12 protein-coding genes are annotated in these 12,041 nt (G+C 65.6%); 3 read left to right on the plus strand and 9 right to left on the minus strand.

Features of this window, described 5'->3' with window-relative positions; all coding sequences use genetic code 11:
- The first annotated feature begins 105 nt into the window (after positions 1 to 105).
- Positions 106 to 1,062 (plus strand): hypothetical protein, encoded by a 957-nt coding sequence (locus tag ACF8ML_RS01440; RefSeq protein WP_070080660.1) that lies wholly within the window; start codon positions 106 to 108, stop codon positions 1,060 to 1,062.
- A 97-nt stretch (positions 1,063 to 1,159) separates the two neighbouring features.
- Here ACF8ML_RS01440 and ACF8ML_RS01445 read toward each other — a convergent pair whose 3' ends face one another.
- From ACF8ML_RS01445 to ACF8ML_RS01475, 7 genes are all read right to left on the minus strand, one after another.
- Positions 1,160 to 2,062 (minus strand): carbohydrate kinase family protein, encoded by a 903-nt coding sequence (locus tag ACF8ML_RS01445; RefSeq protein WP_016448004.1) that lies wholly within the window; start codon positions 2,060 to 2,062, stop codon positions 1,160 to 1,162.
- A gap of 34 nt (positions 2,063 to 2,096) precedes the next feature.
- Complete coding sequence (locus ACF8ML_RS01450) at positions 2,097 to 3,437, minus strand: zinc-ribbon and DUF3426 domain-containing protein (protein ID WP_392405993.1); 1,341 nt, start codon at positions 3,435 to 3,437, stop codon at positions 2,097 to 2,099.
- A 75-nt stretch (positions 3,438 to 3,512) separates the two neighbouring features.
- On the minus strand, positions 3,513 to 4,403 hold the full coding sequence (gene prmA, locus ACF8ML_RS01455; protein ID WP_017404628.1) for a 50S ribosomal protein L11 methyltransferase: 891 nt from the start codon (positions 4,401 to 4,403) through the stop codon (positions 3,513 to 3,515).
- Positions 4,404 to 4,488: 85 nt separating this feature from the next.
- Positions 4,489 to 5,853 (minus strand): acetyl-CoA carboxylase biotin carboxylase subunit, encoded by a 1,365-nt coding sequence (gene accC, locus ACF8ML_RS01460; protein WP_016448007.1) that lies wholly within the window; start codon positions 5,851 to 5,853, stop codon positions 4,489 to 4,491.
- A gap of 132 nt (positions 5,854 to 5,985) precedes the next feature.
- On the minus strand, positions 5,986 to 6,450 hold the full coding sequence (accB, locus tag ACF8ML_RS01465) for an acetyl-CoA carboxylase biotin carboxyl carrier protein (protein WP_016448008.1): 465 nt from the start codon (positions 6,448 to 6,450) through the stop codon (positions 5,986 to 5,988).
- 145 nt (positions 6,451 to 6,595) lie between these two features.
- Complete coding sequence (locus tag ACF8ML_RS01470) at positions 6,596 to 7,096, minus strand: TlpA disulfide reductase family protein (RefSeq protein WP_016448009.1); 501 nt, start codon at positions 7,094 to 7,096, stop codon at positions 6,596 to 6,598.
- 46 nt (positions 7,097 to 7,142) lie between these two features.
- On the minus strand, positions 7,143 to 7,751 hold the full coding sequence (locus ACF8ML_RS01475; RefSeq protein ID WP_016448010.1) for a hypothetical protein: 609 nt from the start codon (positions 7,749 to 7,751) through the stop codon (positions 7,143 to 7,145).
- Between the two features lie 244 nt (positions 7,752 to 7,995).
- On the opposite strand from ACF8ML_RS01475, the gene mpl reads away from it, so the two are divergent.
- The gene (mpl, locus tag ACF8ML_RS01480) at positions 7,996 to 9,435 is read left to right on the plus strand and encodes a UDP-N-acetylmuramate:L-alanyl-gamma-D-glutamyl-meso-diaminopimelate ligase (protein WP_374006094.1); all 1,440 of its coding nucleotides are present in this window, start codon (positions 7,996 to 7,998) and stop codon (positions 9,433 to 9,435) included.
- An 83-nt stretch (positions 9,436 to 9,518) separates the two neighbouring features.
- Here mpl and ACF8ML_RS01485 read toward each other — a convergent pair whose 3' ends face one another.
- Positions 9,519 to 9,836, minus strand: coding sequence for a hypothetical protein (locus ACF8ML_RS01485; RefSeq protein ID WP_016448012.1), 318 nt, complete (start codon positions 9,834 to 9,836; stop codon positions 9,519 to 9,521).
- A 247-nt stretch (positions 9,837 to 10,083) separates the two neighbouring features.
- On the opposite strand from ACF8ML_RS01485, the gene ACF8ML_RS01490 reads away from it, so the two are divergent.
- Positions 10,084 to 10,452 carry a YqcC family protein gene (locus ACF8ML_RS01490; RefSeq protein ID WP_016453140.1) on the plus strand — a complete coding sequence of 123 codons (369 nt, stop codon included), beginning with the start codon at positions 10,084 to 10,086 and terminating at the stop codon, positions 10,450 to 10,452.
- A 57-nt stretch (positions 10,453 to 10,509) separates the two neighbouring features.
- Here ACF8ML_RS01490 and ACF8ML_RS01495 read toward each other — a convergent pair whose 3' ends face one another.
- A complete protein-coding gene (locus ACF8ML_RS01495; protein WP_016453139.1) occupies positions 10,510 to 11,667 on the minus strand; it encodes a 3-deoxy-7-phosphoheptulonate synthase in 1,158 nt (385 codons plus the stop codon).
- Positions 11,668 to 12,041: the final 374 nt, after the last annotated feature.

Raw genomic sequence — 12,041 nt, forward strand, 5'->3', positions numbered from 1 at the left:
GGGGCGTCTCCGTGTTCATTGCGATGCGTCACTCCACATCGCATTGAATCGCTTCGGAGCCCCGTACCCCGAAGTGTTTTGTGCAAATCAACGAAGGAGAAGATGATGGCAACTGCGAAGAAGACGGCCTCTACCAAGGCCCCCACCGACAAGAAGACCACCGCCAAAAAGGCGGCCGCCCCCAAGGCTGAAGCCGTGAAGAAAGCCACGGCCACTGCCAAGGCAGCGCCCGCCAAGAAGGCTGCGGCTCCTGCTGCAAAGAAGGCTGCCGCTCCCGCCAAGAAGGCTGCTGCTCCTGCTGCCAAGAAGGCTGCTGCGCCTGCTGCGAAGAAGGCCGCTGCTCCCGCCAAGAAGGCTGCAGCTCCTGCTGCCAAGAAGGCCGCCGCTCCTGCCAAGAAGGCTGCTGCGCCTGCTGCAAAGAAGGCCGCTGCTCCCGCCAAGAAGGCTGCTGCTCCTGCTGCAAAGAAGGCCGCTGCTCCCGCCAAGAAGGCTGCTGCTCCTGCTGCCAAGAAGGCCGCCGCTCCTGCCAAGAAGGCTGCTGCGCCTGCTGCAAAGAAGGCCGCCGCTCCTGCCAAGAAGGCTGCTGCTCCTGCTGCAAAGAAGGCCGCAGCTCCCGCCAAGAAGGCTGCTGCTCCTGCTGCCAAGAAGGCCGCTGCTCCCGCCAAGAAGGCTGCTGCGCCTGCTGCCAAGAAGGCCGCTGCTCCCGCCAAGAAGGCTGCTGCTCCTGCTGCAAAGAAGGCTGCCGCGCCTGCCAAGAAGGCTGCTGCTCCTGCCGCCAAGAAGGCCGCAGCTCCCGCCAAGAAGGCTGCAGCTCCTGCGGCCAAGAAGCCCGCCGCTGCACCGGCTGCCAAGCCCGCAGCAGCACCCGCCAAGGCTGCAGCAGCTCCTGCCGCTCCCGCCAAGAAGGCTGCAGCGCCGAAGAAGGCCGCTGCTCCCAAGAAGGCCGCAGCAGCTCCCGCCGCTGCCGCGCCTGCAGCTCCCGCTGCCGCACCCGCGCCCATCGCGCAAACCCGCCTGGCACCCCAAGCCGCATGGCCCTTCCCCACAGGCAGCAAGCCCTGAGACTTCTCCGGTCTCAAAGCAAAAAGCCCGGCTCTTTCGAGTCGGGCTTTTTTCATTGCGACGATGGCGGCTGTACCGCCACCCGGCGATCACCGCATCAGGGCTTGGCGAAGTCCAGCACGTAGTTCTGCGGGCCGCGGCTGGCAATCTTGAGCGCACCCAGGCGGTTGCCCAGTTCTGCACAACGCACCAGATCCCAGCCACGCTCCAGGCCGAACAGCAGGGCGCCACGCCACGCGTCGCCACAGCCCGTGGGGTCGACCACGGCAGCGGGCTGCACAGGCGCCACCGGGGTCTTGGTGCCTTGCACCCAGACCTCGCAGCCTTGCGCGCCCAGCGTCACCACCAGGCCCTGCACCTGCCCTGAAATCTGCTCCAGGCTCCAGCCCGTGCGCTCGCTGAGCATGCGGGCTTCATAGTCGTTCACGGCCACCCAGTCGGCCTGCTCGATGAAGCGGCGCAGATCCTGCCCGTCGAACATGGGCAGGCCCTGGCCCGGATCGAAGACGAAGGGAATGCCTGCAGCCTTGAACTGCTGGGCATGCTCGATCATGGCCTCGCGGCCATCGGGAGCGATGATGCCCACGCGCACCTGCTCCCTGAGTTCGGGCGTGATGCGGTTGCCGTGGGCCTGCATCATGGCGCCCGGGTGGAAGGCCGTGATCTGGTTGTTGTCGCGGTCGGTCATGATCATGCACTGGGCCGTGTGCGTGTCCTGCAACTGGCCGATGTGCGCCGTGTGCACGCCCAGCTCCTGCAGACGCTGCACATAGTCGGCACCGTCACTGCCCACCATGGCCATGGGCCAGGCATCGCCCCCCAGCAGCCTCAGCGCATAGGCGATGTTGCCCGCGCACCCGCCGAAATCGCGGCGCAGCGTGGGCACCAGGAAGGACACATTGAGGATGTGCAACTGGTCAGGCAGGATCTGGTCGGCAAACCTTCCGTCGAAGGTCATGATGTTGTCGAACGCAAGCGATCCGCAGATGAGAGCGGCCATGGTGTGTCTCGGCTTTCTTGAAGAGTCAGGGGAATCAGGGATAAAAAACCAGGGCGCGGTAACCGGCAACGGCGGACTCCAGGCCCTGCACTTCGACCGGGGCGGTCACGCTCCATTCGCCATGGCCCTCGATCTGCGCGGGGGCACCGAACTGGTCGAGCCGGATCACGCGCCGCAGCAGCAGCTTGTCCTGCGCATCGGTGAGCGTGAGCTCGACCGCCGGCATGGCCACAGCGAAGTCCGAGCGGTTCTCCAGGCTCAGGCTCCATTGGTACTGGCCGTTGCGCGGCAGCTGCCGAAAACCCGAACTGCCGATCACCACATCGCCGATCTGTCGGCGCGGCTGCAGCTCGCAGCCCGCCATGGCGCACAGGGTCTGCAGCGTGGGCGCCAGCGAAGGATGCTGCACGGCCAGCGCATCGCGCTGGCCCCACATCACCTGGCCTGCCAAAGCGCCCGCGCCCAGCAGGCAGCCCAGCACAAGGGCCACGCGTACGGCAGGCCGGCGCCAGAAGGCCTTGCGCCGCGCCTGACGCACAAAGCCGGGCTCGGCCTCGGGCAGCGCAGGCTGGTCGTCGCTGCCACCCTCGCCGTCGCTGTCGGGCCAGCGGGAGAACTCCGGCGAAGGCACGGATACCTGCGCCTGCCGCTCCGATTCACGGACCAGGCCCGTCGGGACGGACAGCGAAGGCGCATCGGCTTTCTGGGACGGCACGGCACCATCCACCTTGTGCGGCGATGGCGCGGAAACAGGCTTGTGTTCAGGCTCGGGCTGGGGTTCAGGCTCGGGTTCGGGCTCCAGGCCGGGCGGGGACGCCACCGCCGGCTCATGCCGCGCGTCAGGCTGGGGCTGCGCCGCTGGTGCAGCCACGGACGCCGCCAGGATCTCGTCCACCAGCGACGCGCCAGGCAGCTCGCGGCCCGGATCGTCGGCGCCAAAAGCCGAAGGGGTCGGCGCAGGCGGCGCCGTGGACGTGGACGCGGGCGCCTGCGGAGCCGCAGCTTCGGCAGGCGGCACGGCAGGCGAAGGCTCGACCCTGGCAGCAGGCGCCGTGCTTGCAGCAGTTGCCGTGGCTGCAGCCGGTGCCGGAGCACCCCGCCCAGGCAGCCCCACGGGCGCCGTCGGCAGCCACATGGACTCCCGGAATTCGCGGATGTCATCGTCCTCGAATTCCGGCCCATCGAGCGATGCCCCGCCCGCCACGGGATTGCCGGCGGCATGCGCAGGCGTGGCCGGCAGGGGCTGCAGATCCTCGGAGGCATCGAACACTTCATGGCAGACGCCGCAGCGCACCCACCCCTGCGAAATTCGCAGCTGGTCGGCCACCACTTTGAAGCGGGTTCCACAGGCAGGACAGCGGGTGACTTGGCTCATCAGCGATCGATTGTAGGCAGCTGCTCGCGGCACGCGCCATGAAGGCGGCAGCCGCGCAGGGACTCGTGGCGCAAATCAGGCCGCGCGGCGCGCGGTCATCAGGATCCAGCCATCTTCGCTGTCGGCGACTTCGAGTGCCAGGTACGGCGCGTAGGCCTGCTTGAGTTCGTCGGCCTGGCGCTCCAGGATGCCGGCCAGCACCAGGCTTCCACCCTCCGCCACGCGGGCGCACAGCAGCGGCGCCAGCACCTTGAGCGGCGTGGCCAGAATGTTGGCCAGCACGGTGCGGTATTCACCCGTCACGGCATCGGGCAGGCCGGCCTTCAACTGCACGGCGTTGGCATCGGCGTTGTAGCGCGTGGACTCCACGGCAGCCGGGTCGATGTCCACCGCGTCGATGTCGGTGGCACCGAACTTGGCCGCACCGATGGCCAGGATGCCGGAGCCGCAGCCGTAGTCCAGCGTGCGCCCCAGGCTGCCCTCGGGCTGGCGTGCGATCCAGCGCAGGCACATGCGCGTGGTCGGGTGCGTACCCGTGCCGAAGGCCAGGCCCGGGTCCAGGCGGATGCTCACGCGCGCCTGCGGCGGCAGTTCGTGCCAGGTGGGAACAATCCAGAATTCGGGGGTGATGTCCACGGGGGCGAACTGCGACTGCGTCAGGCGCACCCAGTCCTGCTCGGGCACCTGCTTGACGGCGATGATGCTGCAGCCCTCGAAGAAGTCCTGGGGCAGCAGCAGATCACGTGCCTCTTCGGCCGCTTGCTGCGTGGGGAACAGCGCCACCAGGCGGCTGCGCTGCCAGCCGTCCTTGGGTGGCGGCATGCCGGGCTCGCCGAACAGGGCCTGCTCGGCCTCGGTCTGCGCGTCGGCGTCCTCGACCGATACGCTCAGGGCGTCCAGCGCATCCAGTGCATCGCTGATGGTTTCGACCCGGTCTTCCGGGCACAGCAGGCTCAACTCGAACATGGGCCCATCCTTTTCTAAGCAATCAATGAAAAATGCCGGCCGCCGTCGCCGGGGGCCAGCATGCATGGTCGATCGGGTGACCCGCTCAACGCTTGTTGGCGTTGCGGTGCGCCAGCCACTCTTCCAGGTAGTGGATGTTGGTGCCGCCTTCCATGAACTTGGCGTCCACCATCAGGTCCTGGTGCAGCGGGATGTTGGTCTTGATGCCTTCGACCACGGTTTCCAGCAGCGCAGTGCGCATGCGTGCCAGCGCCTGCTCGCGCGTGTCGCCGTGAACGATGATCTTGCCGATCATGGAGTCGTAGTTCGGCGGCACGAAGTAGTTGTTGTAGACGTGCGAGTCCACGCGCACGCCCGGGCCACCGGGCGCATGCCACATGGTGATGCGGCCTGGCGAAGGCATGAAGTTGTAGGGGTCCTCGGCATTCACGCGGCATTCGATCGCATGGCCCTTGAGCTGGGCATTGATCTGGCGCTGGGTGAAAGGCAGCTTCTCGCCTGCGGCCACCATGATCTGGGTGCGAACGATGTCCACGCCCGTGATCAGTTCCGTCACCGGATGCTCCACCTGCACGCGCGTGTTCATCTCGATGAAGTAGAACTCGCCGTTTTCGTAGAGGAACTCGAAGGTGCCTGCGCCACGGTAGCCCAGCTTCTTGCAGGCTGCAGCGCAGCGCTCGCCGATCTTCTCGACCAGGCGGCGGGGAATGCCGGGAGCCGGCGCTTCCTCGATGACCTTCTGGTGGCGGCGCTGCATGGAGCAGTCGCGCTCGCCCAGGTAGACGGCATTGCGATGGTTGTCGGCCAGGATCTGGATTTCCACATGGCGCGGGTTCTGCAGGAACTTCTCCATGTAGACGGCCGGATTGCCGAAGGCCGCACCGGCCTCGGCCTTGGTCATCTGCACGGCATTGATCAGCGCCGCCTCGGTATGCACCACGCGCATGCCACGGCCACCGCCGCCGCCTGCGGCCTTGATGATCACCGGATAGCCCACGGCCTTGGCGATGCGGCGGATCTGCACCGGATCGTCGGGCAGTTCGCCGTCCGAGCCCGGCACGCAGGGCACGCCCGCCTTGATCATGGCCTGCTTGGCCGAGACCTTGTCACCCATGGTGCGGATGTTGTCGGGCGTGGGGCCGATGAAGGTGAAGCCGCTCTTTTCCACGCGCTCGGCAAAGTCGGCGTTCTCGCTGAGAAAGCCGTAGCCAGGGTGGATCGCCTCGGCGTCGGTCACCTCGGCGGCCGAGATGATGGCCGGCATGTTGAGGTAGCTCAGCGGCGAAGGAGCGGGGCCGATGCACACGGCCTCGTCGGCCAGCTTGACGTACTTTGCGTCACGGTCGGCCTCGGAATACACCATCACCGCCTTGATGCCCAGTTCACGGCAGGCGCGCTGGATGCGCAGGGCGATCTCGCCCCGGTTGGCAACCAAAATTTTCTTAAACATGAAGGTCCTCGCGGCTTGGTGCCTGCGGCGGTACGCAGGCCGAAGCCGTCAGTTGAGCCAATTGCTCTGTCGCGCCGCGGCATGCGTTCGCGCCAGGGCGTCGTGCCGCTTGCGGCATCGCTCGCCTGCAGGTTACTCGATCACGAACAGGGGCTGGCCGTACTCGACGGCCTGGCCGTTTTCACCCAGGATGCGGGTAATGGTGCCGCTCTTGTCGGCCTCGATCTCGTTGAGAATCTTCATCGCTTCGATGATGCAGATGGTCTCGCCTTCCTTGACCTGGTTGCCCACTTCCACGAAAGGCTTGCCGCCAGGGCTGGATGCGCGGTAGAAGGTGCCGACCATGGGCGACTTCACCACATGTCCCGCGACGGCTGCCTCGGCAGGGGCTGCCACGGGCGCTGCTGCGGGAGCGGCCACAGGTGCTGCCACGGGCGCAGCCATCGGAGCCTGCATGGGCGCAGCCACGTAGTGCTGCACCACGGCGCCTTCGCTCTTGACGATCCGGACCTTGCCCTCTGCTTCGGTGATCTCCAGTTCCGACACGTTCGATTCGGACACCAGATCAATGAGGGTCTTGAGTTTTCGCAAATCCATGGGAGCTCCAGCGGCTAACAACTAAATAGGGCGCGAATTTACTCCAATTTCGCCCTTCTGCGTGCTTTGAGGCATATTTTTCATCAACGTCGCCATGGAATTCGGGGGATTTCCTGAGCCTGCACAGGCTCGGTCGCTGCGGAAATCAGCCTTTTGCGCTCCAGGAAGCCAGATCTTCGGTAGTAAGCTCACCTATTTTACGTTGCCGCACTAGGCCATCCTCGCCGAGCAGCACGGTGAAGGGCAGTCCGCCCTGCAGATTGCCGAGCGAGCGGGTCAGGCCCAGACCGCCTTCCACCGCCAGCGCCACGGGGAAACGCAGGGGTGTGCGGCCCAGAAAGCGCTGCACTGCCTCGGGCTTGTCCACGGCCAGGCCAATGACCTGAATGCCATGCTGGTCTTGGCGTGCCGAGAAGGCATCCAGCATGGGCAGTTCGCGCACGCACGGCGGGCACCAGGTGGCCCAGAAATTGACCAGCACCGGCTTGCCACGCCAGCGCGACAGCGTCATGGCCGAGCCATCCGGCGTGATGAAACGCTGCTGCCACAGCTGCTCTTCGGCGCTGGACTCCATGGCATGGGGCTGAAATCGCCACCAGGCCAATCCGGCGCCACCCAGTCCCGCAGCGGCGGCAACGCCGCCCATCAGCCAGCGGCGGCGGGAAGATGTGTTTTGACCTGCATCCACGGAATCAGCCACGGTCGGCCTCCCCTTCGTCCTGGTTCAACAGCTTGCGCAATGCCTCTGCGCTGCCACGCGGGCTGCGCCCCTGTCCATCGGGCTTGAGCGCGCCGCGCAGATCGTCAAGATCATGGACCAGCAGGTGCACACCCACATCCTCGTTCAGCGGGCGGCAGAAGGCATGGATGCTCAGCGCCTCCACGCTCTGGCCAGTGAATCCCGTCACGGTGCTGGGTTCGTAGTTCACATGCTGGTTGATCAGTGCGATCTCTGCCGATTTGGGGTCGTCGCAAAACAGTTGCAGATAAATATCGGACAGGCGCGTGGCCGTGCCGCGCCAGACGGCGCCGGCCAGGTGGGGACGGAACTCGGCCAGGCGATCCATCCATTGCAGAGCCAGCTCGCGCAGGGCCTGCAGTTCCTGGGGCTGGGTGTCGGCGCAGAACAGGGCGATGTATTCGCGCACAGCCTCTTCCACCAGGTCATTGCCCGGCAGCGCAGTGCGCGAGGGCAGTCCCAGCTGGCGCACAGCGCGGTGCTTGGCAGGCCCCCATTCCAGACCTTCCTCGACCACGAGGCGGGCCGCAGTCTGGGCAATTTCGGCAGTGGCTTGGTCCATGGCTTTACGATCCGCTGTATCCCTACATATATATAAGAGGCCTTCCCTGCGGATGGCCCCGGGCCATTGTGACCCAAGCCGCGGCAACGCCGGCCGCTGACGGGCTTTGCATGTTCCTGCCAGCGCCTTGCACCGGCGATTTCGCAACCTTGTGTTTCCGGGACCCGGTGCCTGCTGGGCCGCAAGCTCCTGTTTTTGCAGGCCAGCCATCCCGGACATGGCGGCAACCGTAGAATGCCCGGCCATGCACATACATATTCTGGGCATCTGCGGCACCTTCATGGGCGGACTGGCCGCGCTGGCGCGCGAGGCTGGGCACCGCGTCACAGGCTGCGACGCCGGCGTCTACCCGCCGATGAGCGATCAGCTGCGTGCACTGGGCATCGAGCTGATCGAGGGCTACGGCGCCGACCAGATGACCCTGCAACCCGACATGTATGTCGTAGGCAACGTGGTCAGCCGCGCGCGCCTGCCCGACGGCAGCCCCAAGTTCCCGCTGATGGAGGCAATCCTCGAAAGCGGCGCTCCCTACACCAGCGGGCCGCAATGGCTTTGCGAACATGTGCTGCACCATCCGTCCTGCCCGCGCCATGTGCTGGCCGTGGCCGGCACGCATGGCAAGACGACCACGACGTCGATGCTGGCCTGGATTCTCGAATGCGCAGGCCTGGCCCCGGGCTTTCTGGTCGGCGGCGTGCCGCTGGACTTCGGCGTCTCGGCCCGCCTGGGTGCATCCAGGCGCCCGACGCCAGGCGAGGGCCCGACCGGCGCGGAGCCCGTCTTCGTCATCGAGGCCGATGAATACGACACGGCCTTCTTCGACAAGCGCAGCAAGTTCGTGCACTACCGCCCGCGCACGGCCGTGCTCAACAACCTGGAGTTCGATCACGCCGACATCTTCGAGGATCTCGGTGCCATCGAACGCCAGTTCCACCATCTGGTGCGCACCGTCCCCGCCTCGGGCCGGCTTGTTGTCAACGGCATCGAGGAAAGCATCACCCGCGTGCTGCACCAGGGCTGCTGGAGCGAGGTTTCCAGCTTCGGGGCGGTGGTCAGCGACTTCAGCGCAGAGGGCGATCCGAGCGCCTTCGACGTGCTGCACCGTGGCCGCAAGGTGGCCCGCCTGGAATGGGCGCTGACCGGGGAACACAACCAGCTCAACGCGCTGGCCGCCATTGCGGCAGCCGAGCACGTGGGCGTGACGCCGGCACAGGCCTGCGAGGCGCTGGCGCGCTTTCAGAACGTCAAGCGACGCATGGAGCTGCGCGGCATGGCGGGCGGCATATCCGTCTACGACGACTTCGCCCACCACCCCACGGCCATACGCACCACGCTGGACGGCCTGCGCCGCAAACTCGGCAGCCAGGCACGCATCCTTGCGGTGTTCGAGCCGCGCAGCAACACCATGAAGCTGGGCACCATGAAGTCGCAACTGCCCTGGTCCCTGGAAAGCGCCGATCTGGTGTTCTGCCACACGGCCGGCCTGGACTGGGACGCCGCCGAGGCGCTGCATCCCCTGGGCGTGGGCCCTGGCCGCAAGGCGCAGGTGGCAGGCGACATGGACACGCTGATCGGACAGATCCTCGCAGCCGCCCGGCCGGGCGACCATGTGGTGTGCATGAGCAACGGCGGCTTCGGCGGCATACACCTCAAGCTGCTGGCCGCCCTGCAGGCCGCAGGCTGAACAAAGCGCAAGCAGGCCCCACCCCAATGAAAGAAGCCCGGGACATGCCCGGGCTTCTTTCATGTGCCTTCGCCTGTCAGCCGTCAGTAGCTGATGGACATGGCGGGCACGTCGACACGGATCAGCGGCTTGGACAGCACGGCCTGGGCTGCAACGGCATAGCTGTTGCGCCACTGCTCGTCGTCGAACAGCCCGGCACGCGAACGCGCCGCGCGCGCCACCACCACCAGCTTGTCGGCCAGCAGTACCTTGCCGCTGGCACGCAGGGGTTCGCAGTCCATGGAGATGAACTGCTGGTCCAGCCAATGCCGTCCTTCATCGGAACTCATGGGGGTGAGCCCGTTGGTGTCCGTGCGGTACTCTTTTCCGGCATCCAACACCACAATCACTTCGCTGCGCATGGAACTCCTCTCGTCATTACTGGATACAACCCCGTGCCTGCTCGCGCGGACAGGGCCGTTACTCATACCGCGAGCTTAACCGCAAGCGCCTTTTCCACACCCCGGGCAAGCTGACATGGCGCAAGCGCCGCAGCCTGGGGCTGGCACTGCCAGCAGCAGGTGTTTCATGGCGGCACGGCGCCCGCTTCAAGGTGCAAACGTACAATCGCCTGCAGATTGGACCCCGAATCTTCATCAACCGCATCGCATGACGACCGACACCACACACCAGAAACTGCTTGACCAGCTGCAGCAGCTCGAAGATGAGTTGCGCGGCCAGAGCCTCTGGTCGGCCGTGGCGCCAAGCCCCGAGGCCATGGCGTCGACCATGCCCTTCATGTACGACACGCTCAAGCTGCAGCAATGGCTGCAGTGGGTTTTCCTGCCCCGGCTGCGTGCCGTGATCGAGGCCGGCGGCCAGCTGCCCTGCCAGAGCCACGTTCATCCGCTGGCCGAACATGAGTGGAGCCAGCCCGTGGAATTCGACAAGCGCCAGTTGTTGGCCCTGCTGCAGGGCATAGACGACACGCTGAACCAGTGCGGTCTGACTCCGCCGGACGCCACATCGTCCCACTGACCACGGAGCGGCCAGGCACGAAAAACGGGGCGCAGACGCCCCGTTTTCTTTTGCACCTCAGGCAGCCACCAAGGCTGCTGCCGCCTCGGTCTGCTTGACGCGGCGCTGCAGCACGGCGTCGGACAGCTCGGCCAGCGTGGCCAGGGAATCATCCCAGCCCAGGCAGGCGTCGGTAATGCTCTGGCCGTAGGTCAGGGCAGCCACTTCGTCCTTGCCGGGCGTGAACTTCTGGGCGCCGCCCACGAGATGGCCTTCGATCATCACGCCGAACACGCTGCGCGAGCCGCCGCTGATCTGTCCGGCGATGTCGCGGGCCACGTCCTTCTGGCGCTCATGCTGCTTGGAGCTGTTGGCGTGACTGCAGTCGACCATCAGCGTGGGCGTCAGGCCCGCCTTTTCGAGGTCCTCGCAGGCAGCGGCCACGTTGGCGGCGTCGTAGTTGGGAGTCTTGCCGCCGCGCAGGATGACGTGGCAATCCTGGTTGCCCGCCGTGTTCACGATGGCAACCTGGCCATTCTTGTGCACCGACAGGAAGTGGTGGCCACGGCTGGCCGACTGGATGGCGTCGGTGGCGATGCGGATGTTGCCGTCCGTGCCGTTCTTGAAGCCGATGGGCGCCGAGATGCCCGAGGCCAGTTCACGGTGGACCTGGCTTTCCGTGGTGCGCGCACCGATGGCGCCCCAGCTGATCAGATCGGCGATGTACTGGGGAGAGATCACGTCCAGGAACTCGCTGGCGGCCGGCACGCCCAGGCGGTTGATGTCGATCAGCAGTTGCCGCGCAATGCGCAGGCCCTCGTCGATGCGGTAGCTCTGGTCCAGGTAGGGATCGTTGATCAGCCCCTTCCAGCCCACGGTGGTGCGCGGCTTTTCGAAGTACACGCGCATCACGATCTCCAGCGTGTCCTTGTACTGCTCGCGTATGGGCGCCAGGCGGCGCGCGTACTCGATGGCGGCCGCCGGATCGTGGATGGAGCAGGGGCCGACGATGACCAGCAGGCGGTCATCCTCGCCAGCCATGATGTTGTGGATGGTGCGGCGGGTATCGCCGATCAGGGTTTCGACGGCCGTACCGCGGATGGGGAAGAAGCGAATGAGGTGCTCGGGAGGGGGCAACACGGTGATGTCCTTGATACGTGCGTCGTCGGTTTGGCCAGTCTTTTGGGAACCGCCGCGATACCAGGAATCGGCGAGGGAAGCTTGATGAGCAGTCATTGCTTGCTTTCGTGAGGAAAGATGGATCGTGGAAAACGGAGCGAAGAATCGGGAGGGGAAAAACAAAAAACCGCCGGGCTCTGCAGCTTCGGCGGTTCTGAGGGAGGTTTGTTCGGGTGCGCGCGCTTACCTCTCTTCCGCCGGGGAGGAGAACCAAAAGTAAAAGTAGAAGGAGGTACGGGCTTGCATGGGAACTGAATGTAGCACAGTCATTTTTCGCAGTGCAACATGGCCATGGCAGCACGGGGGGCGCACTTCACAGTGCCACAGAGAGAAACCTCAAAATCCTTCACGCACTTAAACTGCTTTTCTAACCGTTCAACGCAAAAATATTTTGTCAACACGGATAAAAATACGATGGCATGCAGTTTTCT

The sequence above is a fragment of the Delftia sp. WSY_10 genome, from assembly GCF_043104705.1.
Lineage (GTDB): Bacteria > Pseudomonadota > Gammaproteobacteria > Burkholderiales > Burkholderiaceae_C > Comamonas > Comamonas tsuruhatensis.